This is a genomic window from Hydrogenophaga sp. (genome assembly GCF_026125785.1).
Lineage (GTDB): Bacteria > Pseudomonadota > Gammaproteobacteria > Burkholderiales > Burkholderiaceae_C > Hydrogenophaga.
The window spans coordinates 107371-123325 of the sequence record NZ_JAHCKL010000003.1 but is presented as its reverse complement, the minus strand read 5'-3'; the positions used below and the strand labels follow the sequence as shown (position 1 = coordinate 123325).

Genomic DNA, 15955 nt, shown 5'->3' with positions numbered 1-15955 from the left:
GGCCTGACCCGCGCCGCGCCCATGAGCAGCACGTCCAACCCACGCATGGCGCCGGCCACGCAGGGCCCCGCGCGCACGGTGCCGGCCTGGTGGCAGGCCGCGCCGTTCACGCTGGTGTTCGTGCTGTTCTTCCTGATCCCGCTGGCGCTGATCGTGATGGTCAGCTTCTGGGACTTCAACGAGTACGAACTGATCCCGGCGTTCACACTGCGCAACTATGTCTCGGTCTTCGAGGGCTGTTCGGCGCTGACCGACCATGGCGACTTCTGCGTCACCCTCTCGACCTACCTGTCCACGCTGAAGTTCAGCTTCCTGGTCTGGCTGATCACGCTGGTGCTGGGCTTCGCGGTGGCGTATTTCCTGGCCTTTCACGTGCGTTCGCCCGGCATGCAGACGCTGCTGTTCGTGCTGTGCACGGTGCCGTTCTGGACGTCCAACGTGATCCGAATGATCTCCTGGGTGCCGCTGCTGGGCCGCCATGGCCTGGTCAACCAGGGCCTCATGGGTCTGGGCGTGGTCGACGAGCCGGTGGAGTGGCTGCTGTTCTCCGACTTCTCCGTGGTGCTGGCCTTCGTGCACCTCTACACCATGTTCATGATCGTGCCGATCTTCAACAGCATGATGCGCATAGACCGCAGCCTGCTCGAAGCCGCCAGCGACAGCGGCGCCTCCGGCTGGCAGACGCTGTGGAACGTGATCGTTCCTCTGTGCAAGACCGGCATCATCATCGGCTCCATCTTCGTGATCACCATCGTCATGGGCGACTTCGTCACCATCGGCGTGATGGGCGGCCAGCAGATCGCCTCGGTGGGCAAGATCATCCAGGTGCAGACCTCCTACCTGCAGTTTCCGCTGGCCGCGGCCAACGCGGTGATCCTGCTGGCCGTGGTGCTGATGATCATCTGGGGGCTCACGCGCCTGGTCGACATCAGAAAGGAGCTCTGAACATGACCCGGATCTCCGAGCCCCGCACGCCCGGCTTCTGGCCGCTGGCCATCGTCTTTGGCCTGTTCGTGCTGTTCATGTACGGCCCGATGTTCGTCATCTTCATCCTGAGCTTCCAGGGACCCGAGGGCGGCCTCACCTTTCCGCTGCGCGGCTTCTCGCTGCACTGGTTCGCCCGCCTGGCCGAAGGCCTGGGTACGGTGGACATTGGCGCGGCCTTCCTGCGTTCGCTGATGCTGGGCGGCGCAGTGATGCTGCTCACCGTGGTGCTCTCGGTGCTGGCGGGGCTGGCGTTCCGCAAGCGGCTGCGCGGCGGCGACACACTCTTCTACGTCACGGTGGCCAGCCTGATCATGCCCTCCATCATCGTCTCGCTGGGCATCGGCCTGCAGTTCCGCTTGCTCGACGGCGGCCTGAAGTGGCTGCTGGAGGCCGTCGGTGCCACTGGCGCGCTGGAGAACTACGGCACGGCGCTCGGCCTGCTGACCTCGGCGCTGGGTGCCCACCTCACCTGGACCCTGCCGTTTGGCCTGCTGATCATGTTCGCGGTGTTCAACCGCTTCAACCCGGCGTACGAGGAAGCCGCGCGCGACCTGGGCGCCACGCCGTGGCAGAGCTTCCGGCATGTGGTGCTGCCGCTGATCGGCCCCTCGGTCGTGGGCATAGGCATGTTCGGCTTCACGCTGAGCTGGGACGAGATCGCCCGCACCTCGCAGGCCATCGGCGACGTCAACACCCTGCCGCTGGAGTTGCAGGGCCTGACCTCCACCGTCACCACACCCGCCATCTATGCCCTGGGCACGGTCACCACCGTGGTCTCGCTGCTGGTGATGGGCGTGGCCGTCTCGCTCGCCCTGTGGCTGGGGCGTCGCCAGAAACGGGGCCGTGGCGCATGACCCCCGTCCGTCTGCCCTCGCGTCCGCAGCCAGCCGAGCGGAGGGCTTTTCCGTGAGCCTCAAGTCGCCCGCCACCGACCAGTTGATCTACGACCGGGTGGTGTCGGCCATCCTGGACCACCGCCTGCCCCCTGGCACCAAACTGGTGGAAGACCGGCTGGCCAGCGCGTTCGGCGTCTCGCGCACCCGCATCCGCCCGGTGCTGGTGCGCCTGGCCAACGAACAGGTGGTCAAGCTCACGCCCAACCGGGGGGCCACCATCGCCCGCCCCAGCGAGCAGGAGGCCCGCGAAGTGTTCGAGGTCCGTCGCCTGATCGAGTCGCAGTTGGTCGAACGCTTCGTCGACCGCGCGACCCCCGAAGACCTGCAGACGCTGGCCCAGTGCATCCGCGAAGAAGAAGCCGCGCGCGATGCTGGCGAGATGCGCCGAGCCATACGCCTGTCCGGCGACTTCCACCTGCTGATCGCGCGGCGTGCGGCCCAGCAGACCATGGAGCGCATCCTGCGCGAGATGGTCTCGCGCACCTCGCTCGTGCTCATGGCCTACAGCGCCGACCACAGCCGGGCGCGGCGAGAGGCCACCGCCTGCGGCTGCGTGGAGCACCGGGCCCTGCTCGCGGCGATCCGCCTGCGCGATGCGCGCGAAGCCGCGCGCCTGATGCGCACGCACCTGGACCGGCTGGAGTCCCAGCTCGACTTCTCGCCGCCCGCTGGCAGGGCGCCGGACCTGGAAAGCCTCTTCGCTCCTGCGGTTGGCGCGGTCTGAGTGTGAAGCCATGCGCCAGCTCCTGGTCGTCAACCCCAACACCTCGGCCAGCGTCAGCACCCTGCTGCAAACCCACGTGCAGCAGGCCGCCGGCCTGCACGTCCGGGTGCGCACGGTCACCGCGCGCTTTGGCTCGCCCTACATCGCCGACGAAGCCAGCTACGCCGTGGCCGCCCATGCCGCGCTCGACGCCTGGGCCGCCGCGCTGGCCGGCCCGGACGCATCGGCGCCCGACGCGGTGCTCATCGGCTGCTTCGGCGACCCCGGTCTCATGGCCTTGCGCGAGAGCAGCCCGGTGCCCGTGACCGGCCTGGCCGAAGCCGCCTTCATCGAAGCGGCGCGCCATGGCCGCTACGCCGTCGTCACCGGCGGAGCGCGCTGGGGGCCCATGCTGCAGCGCCTGGCGCAGGCGCTGGGCCAAGCCCAGCAACTGGCCGGCATCCACACGGTGGTGCCCACCGGCGCCCAACTCGCCGCCGACCCGGCGGCCGCGCGCACGCTGCTGGCCCAGGCCTGCCGCGACGCCTCTCGCCAGATGGGCGTGGAAGCGGTGATCCTGGGCGGTGCAGGCCTGGCCGGCATGGCCGCAGCCGTGCAGCCCGAGGTCCCTATCCCGGTGATCGACAGCGTGCTCGCGGGCGCGCGTTGGGCACTGCGCAGCGCGCCCCTGCCGCCTGCGCGCGAACGCGCCGGTTTCGACATCGCCTGGCAAGGCCTCTCGCCCGAAATGGCCGCGCTCGGCGCCAGCTGAGCCCTGCCCCGCCGGCACCGACCGTTTGCCGCACAATGCGGAAATGGTCCGACCCACCCAACTCCTGCACCCCACCCGCCCCCTCGCCGCTGTCCGGCCCGCCGCCACCGTGCTGCTGCTGCGCGACAGCACCGACCCAGACCGCCCGGGCATCGAGGTGCTGATGACACGCCGCTCCATGACCGCGAGCTTCGCGCCCGGTGCTTACGTGTTTCCCGGCGGCGGCATCGACGCCGCGGATGCGCAGTCGCACGGCGTCGCCACGCGCCGGCCCACACAGAGTGACCTGCACCTGACGCAGGCCATCGCAGCCATCCGCGAGAGCTTCGAAGAACTGGGCGTGCTGCTGGCCCGCCGGGCCGATGGCGCGCTGGTCGATGACAGCGACATCGCCCTCCTGGACCGCAAGGCGCCGTTCGCCGCGCAATGCCAGGCGCGCGGCCTCACCCTGGACGCGGCCGGCGTGTTCGTGCTCGCGCACTGGATCACCGACCGCGACCTGCCGCGCCGGTTCGACGTGCCCTTCCTGGTGGCGCGCATGCCGGCCGGACAAGCCCCTGTGGCCGACGAGGCCGAGCAGTTCGAACCGGTCTGGGTGCGACCGCAGGACGCGCTGGAGCGCCACAAGGCAGGCAGCTTCTTCATCATCTTTCCGACCATACGCACGCTCGAACGCCTGCAGGCCTACGCGAACGTGCAGGCGGTGCTGGATGCGTGCGCGGCCAACGAGCAGCCGCTGTGGACGAGCTGCCCGCGCGCCGGCCTCACGCACGGCGCCGAGTCGCGCCACATGGAGCACGAGGCGCCGTTCGGCGAACTCGCCCTGGTCAGCCCCGACGGCCAGATCGTGCACAGCCTGGACTGGCAGCACGAACAACCCGTGGCCCTGCTGAAGAACGTGCAGCGCCTGACCGCACCCAACCCAGGCTACATGACCGGCCCCGGCACCAACAGCTACGTGGTGGGCGACCCGGCCAGCGGCCACGTGGTGATCGACCCCGGGCCGGACGAACCCGCGCACATCGAGCGGCTGTGGCGCGCGGCGGGCGGCCGCATCCAGGCCATCGTGTGCACCCATTCGCACCCGGACCACTCGCCCGGCGCGCCGCGCCTGCAAGCCCTGTGCGTCGCCGCCGGCCTGGAAAAACCCGCCATCCTGGGCCTGCCCAGCGCCGAGACCGCGCGCGAGAACAGCCGCTTCAACCCGGAGCGCCTGCTGGCTGACGGCGAACAGATCGTGCTGCTTGGGCAGTCCGCCAGCGGCATGGTCTCCCACACGCTGGAGGTGATCCACACACCCGGCCATGCCGCCAACCACCTGTGCCTGGCGCTGGTGGAAGACGGCCTGCTTTTCACGGGCGACCACATCCTCAACGGCAGCACCACGGTGATCGATCCACCCGACGGCAACATGAGCGCCTACCTGGACTCGCTGGACCGGCTCGACGCCCTGTGCGAACGGCACGGCATCGAATTCATCCTGCCCGCCCACGGCCACGTGCTGGGCGACCTGCGCCAGAGTGCGGACAACCCCAGCGCGCCGGTCGAGGGCGGTGCGCGCGCCGCGATCGCCCAGCTCAAGGCACACCGGCTCAAGCGCGAAGCCAAGGTCGCCAGCGCCTTGCGCGCCGTGCCCGAAGGCTCACCCGACGACTGGGTGAAGCTGGCCTACGACGACGTGCCCGAACGCCTGTGGCCCGTGGCCAAACGCTCACTTATGGCACACGTGGAACGCATCCAGAGCCTGGGCGGCTTCAATCTGTAGACGGCGGATCAGCCCCCTCGGACGACAGCGACCCGCGCAGCGCCGGAGCGTGGGGGAAACCGATCCGCCGCCGGGCCGCCCCAAGGCGGATCAGCCCCCTCGGGGGGCAGCGACCCGCGAAGCGGCGGAGCGTGGGGGTAAAAGTGTGAAGCGCGCCGATAAGCCGGATTCTGTGCATCCGGGTCGCCCCGGATGTGACCGCCATTCATCTGGGCCGGGGGTCACCCCCCGGCTCGGTGCTACCTACCCGCCAGCTCCGCGGAACCACGTCAACGCTGGCCTATTTGGTATTGCTGCGCGTAGAGATTGCCCGTTTCACCCGAACTGAATCGGCTCGTCTCTGTTGCTCTGATCCTCACCTTGGGGCCCTTCAAGCAAGCTCTCTGGGCCTTTCGGTGGAGAGGTGTTACCTCCTACGCTGTCCTGTGCAGTCCGGACGTTCCTCCAGCACACCCTTTCGGGTCTCGTGCCAGCGGCGGTCTGGCGCGCTCCACGGGCCGATTATCCCTTGTCAGACCAGGCGCTCGATGCGGCGGTGGCGCCAGACCCCGCGGTAGTACGCCGTCTGCAGCACCAGCATGGCCAGGTAGGCCACCGGAAAGGCGATCCAGATGCCCTGCAGGCCGAACTGCCGGTCCAGCAGCCAGGCGGCCGGCAGTTCGACGCCGATGATGCAGAAGATGGAGATCGCCATCGGCACCAGCACGACACCGCTGGCGCGCATGATGCCGCCCACCACCGCCTGGAAACCGAACAGCAGCATGCTCCAGAGCATGATGTGCAGCAGGTGCTCGGCCTGGAGGCGTACCTCGGGCTGCGTGAGGAACAGTCCCAGCAGATGGTGCGACAGCAGGTACCCCAGCAGCACCAGCGAACCGGTGAGCGCCAAGTTGAGCCACAGACCGGTACGCAGGATCGCCCCCAGCCGTTCGACACGGCCGGCGCCGATCGACTGGGCCGCCAGGATGGACGCGGTGATGGCGATGGACAGCGCCGGGAACTGCACGTAGTTCACCACCTGCGTCACCGCGCCATAGGAGGCCGTGGCTTGCGAACCGTGGCTGTTCACCAGCGCCAGGATCACGAGTTCCGACAGCGAGATCACCACCATCTGCAGTCCGGTGGGCAGGCCGATGCGCATCACCTTGGCCAGGATGGCGCGATCCAGGCGCAGAGCGGCCAGAAGTTCGCGGTCGAAGGCCAGCACATGGCGCTGTCGCCCCAATCGCCAGACCAGGAAACCCAGCGCCGCCGCGTAGGACACCAGACCCGCGTAGGCAGCGCTCTGTATGCCCAGCGCAGGCAGGCCGAGCCAGCCCTTGATGAGCGCGGGTGTGAGTGCCAGCCCCAGCAGCGTGGAGAGCAGCAACGCCAGCAACGGCGAGACGGTATCGCTCACGCCGCGCAGAAGCTGCGTGAACAGGATGAACACCAGCAGCAACGGCATGATGAGCAGCATCACGCGGGCGTACGACACGGCGGCCTCCAACACGTCCGGCGGCGTCCCGAGCGCCTGCATGGCTGGCCGGGCGAACACCGCTCCGAGCGCCGCCGCCACGAGGCCGATCAGAGCCCCCAGCGTGAGCGAAGCGCCCGCGATGGCCTTGACCTTGTGCGGTTCGCGCGCACCCCAGGCCTGCCCGATCAGCACCGAAGCGCCCGCCCCCAGGCCGATCACCAGCGAGATGAAGAAGAACACGATGGGAAACATGCCCGATACCGCGGCCAGCGCGTGCGTGCCCAGCATCTGGCCGATGAAGATGCCATTGAGCGTGCCCGACAGCCCTTGCAGGACGTTGGACAGGACCATCGGCACGAGGAAAACGAGATAAACCCGCCAGAGCGGACCTTGAGAGGGAGGGTGCATGGTGAGGTCAACCGGAGTCAGTCGGTGGAGGGAGCGGCGTCGAACGCATCGCGCGCGAGCCAGACCAGATGCGCCTGCACGTCGGGTGGCCAGGCTGCAATGTGACGCGCCAAGGCCTGGGCATCGTGGGCAAACAGGGCGCGCGAGGCTTCTTCAAAGCCGGCGAATCCCCCGCCGATCGCGCTCATGAAGCGGTAGGCCCGCTCGGTCGCCTGGCGCTGCCCGTCGCGTTCCGCATGGGTGCGACGGGCTTCGTCGACCAGGCGCCGCAGCGCCGCCGATGCGCCGCCGGGTTGTTGCGCCAGCCACGTCCAATGGCGCGGCAGCAGCGTCACTTCACGCGCCACCACACCCAGGCGCGGCCGGCCCACGCTGGGGGCGGCGGCCGCCGCCGGCGCGGGAACCGCGTCCTCCGCAGGTGCCGGGTAGCCCGCAGGCCAGGGGTGATCGACCTGGGCACCGGTCGCGTCGTCAAACACCAGCAGACCGCCGGCCGACAGGTCCAGCGCCGACAGCGCGCGCGCGACTTCGTCGTAGGTACCGAAAGCCACGCGCCGGGCTCCCAGGAAAGCCGTGCAGTGGGCTGGAGAAGGCGTTGCATCCATGATGTCGGCCATTGTACCCGGATTAAATAATTTAACCCGGGTCATTTTCACATTGCAGCGATGGTGTTGCTTTGACGACAATACCGGGTTCGCCGCCTGCTTGATCACCACAAGCCCCACGCCCCATGATCCGCCTCTCTGAACTCAAGCTGCCATTGGCCGCCGTGCCGGCCGAACACCGCCGCGCCGCCGACGCGCCCAGCGAAACCGACGCTGACCGCCTGCCCCCGCCCCACCCTGTCGAGGCGCTCACCCGCCTGGCCGCCGAGGCCCTGGGCACGGAACCCGCCCGGATCGCCCGGTTGCAGGTGTACAAGCGCAGCTTCGACGCCCGCAAGGCCGAGCTGCTGGCGGTGTACATCGTGGACGTGGCTCTCGCCGATCCCGCGCAGGAGGCCGCTCTGCTGGAACAGCTCGCCGGCAAACCCCATGTGCAGCCCACGCCGGACATGCGCTGGCAACCTCCCGGGCTGGCCCCGGCCGGGGGCCCCGCCGACGAGAACGACCGCCCCGTCGTGGTCGGCCTGGGTCCCTGCGGCCTGCTGGCCGCGCTGGCGCTGGCGCAGATGGGCTGGCGGCCCATCGTGCTCGAACGCGGCAAGCCGGTGCGCGAGCGCACCCGAGACACCTGGGGCCTGTGGCGCCGCCACGAGCTGAACCCCCAGAGCAATGTGCAGTACGGCGAGGGCGGCGCTGGCCTGTTCTCGGACGGCAAGCTCTACAGCCAGATCAAGGACCCGCGCTTTCTCGGGCGCAAGGTGATGCAGGAGTTCGTCGACGCCGGCGCTCCGCCGGAAATCCTGTTCACCGCGCACCCGCACATCGGCACGTTCAAGCTGGTGCGCGTGGTCGAGGCCATGCGCGAGAAGATCGTTGCCCTGGGCGGCGAGATCCGTTTCCAGCATCAGGTGGAAGGCCTGGTGCTGGCGGCCAGTGGGAGCGACAGCGGCTCGCGACACGTCCAAGCCCTGAAGGTACGGCGCCTGGACGGGGGCGAACTGCAGACCCTGCCAGCGCGGCGCGTGGTGCTGGCGCTGGGCCACAGCGCACGAGACACCTTTGCCATGCTCTGGGACGCAGGGGTGTTCATGGAAGCCAAGCCCTTCTCGATCGGCTTTCGCATCGAGCATCCCCAGGGGGTGATCGACCGCGCGCGCTGGGGCCGCCACGCCGGCCACCCCCTGCTCGGAGCGGCCGACTACAAACTGGTCCACCATGCGAAGAACGGGCGCGCCGTCTACAGCTTCTGCATGTGTCCGGGCGGCACCGTGGTGGCCGCGACCTCCGAGCCCGGCCGCGTCGTCACCAATGGCATGAGCCAGTACTCACGCAACGAGCGCAACGCCAATGCCGGCCTGGTGGTCGGCATAGAACCGGCCGACTTCCCGCAGCATTTCCCTCAGGATGCCCCGCTCTGGACCGCGGCCTTTGGCGAGGCCGACGGTCCCCGCTACGCGGCACAGGCCGAAGCCCTGGTGGCGCAGGGGCGCACGCACCCCCTGGCCGGTGTGGTGCTGCAGCGCCAGCTGGAATCGCGCGCCTACGAACTGGGCGGCGCCAACTACGATGCCCCGGGCCAGCTCGTGGGCGACTTTCTGCAGCAACGTCCCTCCACCACGCTCGGCGAAGTACTCCCCTCCTACCGGCCAGGCGTGAAGCTGGGCGACCTCGCGCCGGCCCTGCCCGCCTACGCCATTGACGCCATGCGCGAAGCGCTGCCGATCTTCGGACGCAAGATCCGTGGCTACGACATGCCCGACGCGGTCCTCACCGGCGTGGAGACGCGCACCTCCTCGCCCTTGCGCATCACGCGCGGCAATGACGGCCAGAGCCTCAACACCCAGGGCTTGTATCCGGCCGGGGAAGGCGCTGGCTACGCCGGCGGCATCCTGTCGGCCGGCGTCGACGGCCTCAAGGTGGCCGAGGCCGTGGCACGCGATCTGCTGGGTCTGCCGCCAGCGGGGACAACAAATCTTTACACCGCCAGCACGCTGGCTTGACACGGCAAGGGCAAGCTCCACACTACCGTACTCCGCCTCAGGAGTCTTTCAGGAGCTCAACATGAAATCCCCCGTCCTGATCCCCGTGATGACCGGCCTGTTTGCCCTGGCCGGCAGCGGGCTGGCCCAGGCCCAGGAAGAACAGGGTCGCGTGATCAGCAGCACCCCCGTGATCCAGCAGGTCGCCGTGCCACGCGAGGTCTGCGGCGACCAGCAGGTGACCTACCCGGGCCAGAAGTCCGGTGCCGGCGCGCTGATCGGCGGCATTGCGGGCGGTGCCATGGGCAACGCCGTGGGCAACGGCAGCGGCCGCGCGGCGGCCACCGCCATCGGCATCATCGGCGGAGCCATCCTGGGCAACCGCATCGAAGGCCCCAGCCAGCCCTACACCGAGACCTACCGCCAGTGCGGCACGCAGACGTTCTACGAGAACCGCACCGTGGCCTACGACGTGGTCTATGAGTACGCCGGACGTCAGTACCGCGTGCAGATGCCCCAGGACCCGGGCCGCTTTGTGCGCCTGAACGTCACGCCGGTGGATGCCATGCCGCCTCCGCCGCCGGCCACGACCTACCCGTCTTACCAGCCCCAGGTGCAGTATGTGGAACCGACCACGCGCGTGGTGATCGGCACGCAGTTCTACCCGTCTTACCCGGTGTACCGCGCCGCCCCACCAGTGGTGATGCCCATCCACGGCTATCGCTGGGGCCCGGGCTACTACGACCCCCGCCGCGACGACGACCGCCGAGGTGGCCGCTACGAGCGACGCGACGACGATCGCCGTGGCGATGACCGCTGGGAACGCAACCGCTGAGCACCCGGCAACGCACTCACTACAAGGCCAGAAAGCAGAAAGCGACCCGAAGGGTCGCTTTCTTTCTTGGGAGTCCTGCACCGGGCAGGGGCCTCATCAGCCCTTCTGCAGGGCGGCGATGCGCTCCTCGATCGGCGGATGGGTCGAGAACAGCTTGCCCAGGCCACCGGTGATGCCCAGGGCCTGCATGGTCTTGGGCAGTTCGCCCGGCGTGAGGCCACCCAGGCGGGCCAGCGCGTTGATCATGGGCTGCTTGCGGCCCATGAGCTGGGTGGCTCCGGCATCGGCGCGGAACTCGCGCTGGCGGCTGAACCAGGCCACGATGATGGCGGCCAGGAAACCCAGCACGATGTCCATCACGATGGTCGTCACCATGTAGCCGATCCCCGGGCCGGAGTTGTTGTCGCTGCCCCGGCGCAGGAAGGCGTCCACCGCGTAGCCGATCACCCGGCTGAGGAACACCACAAAGGTGTTCATCACGCCCTGGATGAGCGTCATCGTCACCATGTCGCCATTGGCCACGTGCGCGACCTCGTGGCCGATCACGGCCTCGACCTCCTCGCGGGTCATGTTCTGCAGCAGGCCGGTGGACACGGCCACCAGCGCGGAGTTCTTGAAGGCACCCGTGGCAAAGGCGTTCGGCGCACCTTCGAAGATCGCCACCTCGGGCATGCCGATGCCGGCCTTGTCGGCGAAGCGGCGCACGGTCTCCACGATCCAGGCCTCATCGGCGGTCTGGGGCTGGTTGATCACGCGCGCACCGGTGCTGAACTTGGCCATGGGCTTGCTCATCAGCAGCGAGATGATGGCGCCGCCAAAACCGATCACGAGCGAGAAGCCCGCCAGGGCGGTCATGTTCAGGCCATTGGCCGTGAGGAAACGGTCCACGCCCAGGATGCGGGTGGTGACCAGCAGCACCGCCATGACGGCGAAGTTGGTCAGAACAAACAACAGGATGCGTTTCATGTTTTCTCCAGATGGACAGGGGCGCGTGGGGCGCCGGGCTGCGCTTGCGACTCTCGAAAGGGCCTTGGGGTTCCCGCCTTCTCGGCGTTCCTGGCATCTCGTGCCGTCGCGGGACGGCGCATGATACCGAGAACCGAGTGTGGGGCCGCAGAGGTGGAATTCAAGCGCGGGGCGGACGGAACACGGTGGCGTCCTCGTAGAAGCCGGGGAGCTCGTTGGCGGCCCACCAGCCCGGCACGCCCAGCACCGGCAACGGCGCGAACGGCTTGCCGGCCAGCAGCGGCGCGTGCAGCCTGGCGGCCAGCCAGCCATCCCAGGCGGCCAGATCGTCTGCGAGGGACAGGGGCACCGGCTCCCGAAGCACATGGGCGGTGATCGACTTGTACGGAGTGGCCAGCTTCTCAAGCAGCGCATGGCCAAACAGCACCAGGCGCGCCTGCGGCCACAGCGGTCGCAATGACACGAAAAGCCGCACCCAGTCGCGCGCCAGCAAGGCGGTCCACAACGGAGCGGGCGCCTGCAGGAGCGCGGCGTTTTCATCGAACAGCGTCAGCGCATCCCGCACGGGCCCACGCACCGCGCCAATACCGTGGGCCGTGATCTCGGCGGCCTGCAGGCGGTTCAGCCGCTGTTTGGACGCCGGAAACCGCAGCCAGCACAGACCGTTGAAAAAGTCGTGCAGGTTCTCGCGCGTGGGAACCTGGCCCGTTTCAGCAATGAACTGCTCATAGGCCACGCCATCGGGCAAGGCGGCCTGGGGCACGAAGCGCACCGGACCCGGACCCGCGCCCTGGAGCGCATGCGTCAATGGCTGCCCGCTTGCCCACGCCGCCGCCACCGCCCGCCCCGGATCGGCCAACGGCACGTACCAGGGATCCGCCCAGTCCGGCTCCGGCCCGGATGGCAACGGCCCGCTCAGGCCTGCAGACGCCACGGCAGCGCCTCGCCACCGCGCAAGGGCTTGAGCTCGGCCTGGCCGAAGGGGAAGTGCTCGGGCGTGGTCCAGGCCTCGCGCCGCAGCGTGATGGTGCCGCGGTTGCGGGGCAGGCCGTAGAAGTCCGGGCCATGGAAACTGGCGAAACCTTCGAGGCGGTCGAGCGCGCCAGCGGCGTCGAAAGCTTCGGCGTACATCTCGACCGCGGCGTGCGCGGTGTAGCAGCCGGCGCAACCCGTGGCATGCTCCTTGAGATGGGCCGGGTGCGGCGCGCTGTCGGTGCCGAGGAAGAAGCGGTCGCTGCCGCTGGTGGCCGCCGCGACCAGCGCCTGGCGGTGGGTCTCACGCTTGAGCACCGGCAGGCAGTAATAGTGGGGGCGGATGCCCCCCGTGAAGATGGCGTTGCGGTTGAACAGCAGGTGGTGCGCGGTGATGGTGGCCGCCGTATGGGCACCAGCCTCGGCCACGTACTGCGCGGCCTCCTTCGTCGTGATGTGCTCCATCACGATCTTCAGTTCGGGAAAGTCGCGGCGCAGCGGGATGAGCTGCTGGTCGATGAAAACGGCCTCGCGGTCGAACAGATCGATGTCGGACGAGGTCACCTCGCCGTGCACCAGCAGCAGGAGACCGGCGCGTTGCATCGCCTCCAGGGTCTTGTAGGTCTTGCGGATGTCGGTCACCCCCGCATCGCTGTTGGTGGTGGCACCCGCCGGGTAGAGCTTGAGGGCCACCACGCCGACGTCCTTCGCGTGCGCGATCTCCTCGGGCGGCAGGTTGTCGGTGAGATAGAGGGTCATCAGCGGCTCGAAGTCCATGCCCGCAGGCACGGCGGCACGGATGCGGTCCCGGTAGGCCACGGCCTGCGCCGCGGTGGTCACCGGCGGCTTCAGGTTGGGCATGATGATGGCGCGACCGAACTGCGCGGCGGTGTGGGGCACCACGGTGGACAGCACCTCGCCGTCGCGCACGTGCAGGTGCCAGTCGTCGGGCCGGGTGAAGGTCAGGGTGTCGGGCTGGGCGTGGGGAGCGTTCATGCCCCCGATTCTCTCAAACCGTCGCCTGCCCCAGGCTGGCGGCCAGCCGATCCCAGAACACCTGCACCGCGCGCTTGCCTTTCTGCACGTCGTGTGGCCGGGCGCGGTAGAGGCGGATATCCAGCGAGGTCTCCAGTCCTTCGCCGGCAGGCACCAGCTTGCGGGCGGCCACCTCGTTGCGCACCGCGCTGGCCGGCAGAAAGGCGATGCCGTGGCCTTCGAGCGCCATGGCCTTGAGGCCTTCGGCCATGTCGGTCTCGTAGAGCCGCTCCAGGTGCACCGGCGTGGTGCTCACCTTGAGCATCTGGTCCACCGCGCGGCCCAGGTAGGCGCCAGGCGCATACGCCAGGTAAGGCAGCGGCTGGCTGACCGTGCCGGGCAAGGCGAACAGCGGCGCACCCTTGGCATTGGGCCGCACATAGGGTGCCAGCCGTTCGGTGCCCAGTGGGAGCATTTCGTAGCGCGTGGCGTCCAGTTGTATGGGCTGGGAAGCGTGGTGGTAAGCGATCAGCAGGTCGCAGCTGCCCTCCACCAGGCGCATGACCGCGTCGTGCACATTGAGCGCGATCAGCCGGCTCTTGATCGGACCACAGGTCTCGCGCAGGCCGGAGAGCCAGGAGGGAAAGAAGGTGAAGGCCAGCGTATGCGGAACGGCAAACTCGATCACGTCCTGCGCCGCCGCCGTGTGGGCGCGCAGCATGGTGCGCGTGCTCTGCAGCGCCTGCAGCATCTCCAGCGCCTGGTCATACAGCGTCTGGCCAGCGGGAGTGAGGCGCGTGGGATAGGAGGAGCGGTCCACCAGATCGGTGCCGGCCCAGGCTTCCAGCGACTGGATGCGCCGGGAGAACGCGGGCTGGGTGACATGCCGCAACTGGGCCGAGCGGCTGAAGCTTCGGGTCTCAGCGAGGCTGACAAAATCTTCGAGCCATTTGGTTTCCATGGGCGCGGATTATGCGCGCCGCCTTGCGTGAAATGCCGCCATCACACCGGTGACAGGCTGGCCGCCTTGAACCGCCCGCACTCCGATAACATCCCGCTCCTTACCTAGGGTTTACCCTAGTTTTTGCCACCCAAGGAGACCCGGATGTCCCACCACCCTCGAATCGCCCACGCTGGCCTGCGCGCCAAGATCATGTCCGCCGACGCCGCCGCCGCGCTGATACGGCATGGCGACAACGTCGGCATGAGCGGGTTCACCGGCGCGGGCTATCCCAAGGTCATTCCGCAGGCGCTGGCTCGGCACATTGCCCGGCAGCACGAGGCCGGTGAGCCTTTTCGCATCGGCGTGTGGACCGGCGCTTCCACCGCGCCCGAACTCGACGGTGCGCTGGCACAGGTGGGCGGCATCGAGATGCGCCTGCCTTACCAGTCGGACCCGACCTGCCGCCAGCGCATCAACGCGGGGCACATGGCGTACATCGACATCCACCTCTCGCACGTGGCGCAGTTCGTCTGGTTCGGCTTTCTGGGACAGCTCGACACCGCGGTGGTGGAGGTCGCAGGCATTCTGGAGGACGGGCGCCTGATTCCTTCGTCATCGGTCGGCAACAACAAGACCTGGCTGGACCAGGCGCAGCGCGTCATTCTGGAAGTCAACAGCTGGCAGCCGGAGGGACTCGAGGGCATGCACGACATCTACTACGGCACGCAGCGGCCACCGGCGCGCCAGCCCATCCCGCTCACGCACACCGGCGACCGCATCGGCGAACCCTATCTGCGCTGCGATCCGCAGAAAGTGGTCGCCATCGTGGAGACGCACATGCCGGACCGCAATTCCAGCTTCACGCCGCCCGACGAGGCCTCGCAGCGCATTGCCGGCCACATCCTGGAGTTCCTGGAGCACGAGGTGGGCAAGGGCCGGCTGCCGCCAGGCCTGCTGCCATTGCAATCGGGGGTGGGCAACATCGCCAACGCCGTGCTCTCCGGCCTGAACCAGGGCCGCTTCGAGGGCCTGACCGCCTACACCGAGGTGCTGCAGGACGGCATGCTGGACATGCTGAAGTCCGGCAAGCTGGCCTTTGCCTCGGCCACCGCGCTCTCGCTCAGCCCGGCAGCCTCCGAGGAATTCCTCGCCCACCTGGACTTCTACCGACAGCGCATCGTGCTGAGGCCGCAGGAAATCAGCAACCACCCGGAGGTGATCCGCCGCCTGGGCGTCATCGCCATGAACGGCATGATCGAGGCGGACATCTACGGCAACGTCAATTCCACACACGTGATGGGCACGCGCATCATGAACGGTATCGGCGGCTCGGGCGACTTCGCGCGCAACGCCTATCTCTCGATCTTCATGACGCCGTCCACGGCCAAGGGCGGCAGCGTGTCTTGCATCGTGCCCATGGTCAGCCACGTGGACCATACCGAGCACGACGTGCAGATCGTGGTCACCGAACAGGGTCTGGCGGATCTGCGCGGCCTCTCGCCCCGCCAGCGTGCCCGGGTGGTTATCGAGCGCTGCGCGCACCCGGACTACCGGCCGGCACTGCAGGACTACCTGGAGCGCGCCGAAGCCCTGGGGCGCAGCGGGCACGGCGGCGGCCTGCACACCCCGCACCTGCTGGACGAAGCACTGTCGTGGCACGCACGGTACGAGCGCACGGGAAAAATGTAGG

General features: G+C 68.6%; 14 protein-coding genes and 1 other RNA gene. 8 read left to right on the top strand and 7 right to left on the bottom strand.

The window, feature by feature from the left end; all coding sequences use genetic code 11:
• Nucleotides 1–45: 45 nt before the first annotated feature.
• The 5 genes from KIT53_RS04575 to KIT53_RS04555 are packed head-to-tail and all read left to right on the top strand — an operon-like array spanning nt 46 to nt 5123.
• Nucleotides 46–945, top strand: coding sequence for an ABC transporter permease (locus tag KIT53_RS04575; protein WP_297748952.1), 900 nt, complete (start codon nt 46–48; stop codon nt 943–945).
• Nucleotides 946–947: 2 nt separating this feature from the next.
• On the top strand, nt 948–1841 hold the full coding sequence (locus KIT53_RS04570) for an ABC transporter permease (RefSeq protein WP_297748338.1): 894 nt from the start codon (nt 948–950) through the stop codon (nt 1839–1841).
• Nucleotides 1842–1893: 52 nt separating this feature from the next.
• The gene (locus KIT53_RS04565) at nt 1894–2607 is read left to right on the top strand and encodes a GntR family transcriptional regulator (protein WP_297748335.1); all 714 of its coding nucleotides are present in this window, start codon (nt 1894–1896) and stop codon (nt 2605–2607) included.
• Between the two features lie 10 nt (nt 2608–2617).
• On the top strand, nt 2618–3358 hold the full coding sequence (locus KIT53_RS04560; protein ID WP_297748332.1) for an aspartate/glutamate racemase family protein: 741 nt from the start codon (nt 2618–2620) through the stop codon (nt 3356–3358).
• A gap of 43 nt (nt 3359–3401) precedes the next feature.
• Nucleotides 3402–5123: an MBL fold metallo-hydrolase gene (locus tag KIT53_RS04555; RefSeq protein WP_297748329.1), complete on the top strand. Its 1722-nt coding sequence runs from the start codon at nt 3402–3404 to the stop codon at nt 5121–5123.
• 143 nt (nt 5124–5266) lie between these two features.
• Here the strand turns inward: KIT53_RS04555 and rnpB are convergent.
• The 3 genes from rnpB to KIT53_RS04540 form a co-directional block, all read right to left on the bottom strand.
• An RNA gene (rnpB, locus tag KIT53_RS04550) (RNase P RNA component class A) lies at nt 5267–5615 on the bottom strand.
• A gap of 19 nt (nt 5616–5634) precedes the next feature.
• A complete protein-coding gene (locus KIT53_RS04545; RefSeq protein ID WP_297748326.1) occupies nt 5635–6990 on the bottom strand; it encodes an MATE family efflux transporter in 1356 nt (451 codons plus the stop codon).
• A gap of 17 nt (nt 6991–7007) precedes the next feature.
• Nucleotides 7008–7595, bottom strand: a complete 588-nt coding sequence (locus KIT53_RS04540) for a DUF2239 family protein (RefSeq protein WP_297748323.1) — start codon at nt 7593–7595, stop codon at nt 7008–7010.
• A 125-nt stretch (nt 7596–7720) separates the two neighbouring features.
• Here KIT53_RS04540 and KIT53_RS04535 point away from each other — a divergent pair, with 125 nt between their 5' ends.
• Both KIT53_RS04535 and KIT53_RS04530 read left to right on the top strand, forming a co-directional pair.
• Nucleotides 7721–9595 (top strand): FAD-dependent protein, encoded by a 1875-nt coding sequence (locus KIT53_RS04535; RefSeq protein ID WP_297748320.1) that lies wholly within the window; start codon nt 7721–7723, stop codon nt 9593–9595.
• 61 nt (nt 9596–9656) lie between these two features.
• The gene (locus tag KIT53_RS04530; RefSeq protein ID WP_297748317.1) at nt 9657–10409 is read left to right on the top strand and encodes a hypothetical protein; all 753 of its coding nucleotides are present in this window, start codon (nt 9657–9659) and stop codon (nt 10407–10409) included.
• Between the two features lie 96 nt (nt 10410–10505).
• Here the strand turns inward: KIT53_RS04530 and htpX are convergent, their stop codons facing one another.
• The 4 genes from htpX to KIT53_RS04510 all read right to left on the bottom strand — a co-directional run bounded on the left by htpX (nt 10506) and on the right by KIT53_RS04510 (nt 14283).
• Nucleotides 10506–11375: a protease HtpX gene (htpX, locus tag KIT53_RS04525; RefSeq protein ID WP_297748314.1), complete on the bottom strand. Its 870-nt coding sequence runs from the start codon at nt 11373–11375 to the stop codon at nt 10506–10508.
• 160 nt (nt 11376–11535) lie between these two features.
• The gene (locus KIT53_RS04520) at nt 11536–12309 is read right to left on the bottom strand and encodes a DUF3025 domain-containing protein (RefSeq protein WP_297748312.1); all 774 of its coding nucleotides are present in this window, start codon (nt 12307–12309) and stop codon (nt 11536–11538) included.
• Nucleotides 12291–13343: a dihydroorotase gene (gene pyrC / locus KIT53_RS04515; protein WP_297748310.1), complete on the bottom strand. Its 1053-nt coding sequence runs from the start codon at nt 13341–13343 to the stop codon at nt 12291–12293. The genes KIT53_RS04520 and pyrC overlap by 19 nt, the downstream gene beginning before the upstream one ends.
• Nucleotides 13344–13356: 13 nt before the next feature.
• Nucleotides 13357–14283: a LysR substrate-binding domain-containing protein gene (locus KIT53_RS04510; protein WP_297748307.1), complete on the bottom strand. Its 927-nt coding sequence runs from the start codon at nt 14281–14283 to the stop codon at nt 13357–13359.
• Nucleotides 14284–14427: 144 nt separating this feature from the next.
• On the opposite strand from KIT53_RS04510, the gene KIT53_RS04505 reads away from it, so the two are divergent.
• Nucleotides 14428–15954 carry an acetyl-CoA hydrolase/transferase family protein gene (locus KIT53_RS04505; RefSeq protein WP_297748304.1) on the top strand — a complete coding sequence of 509 codons (1527 nt, stop codon included), beginning with the start codon at nt 14428–14430 and terminating at the stop codon, nt 15952–15954.
• Nucleotide 15955: the final 1 nt, after the last annotated feature.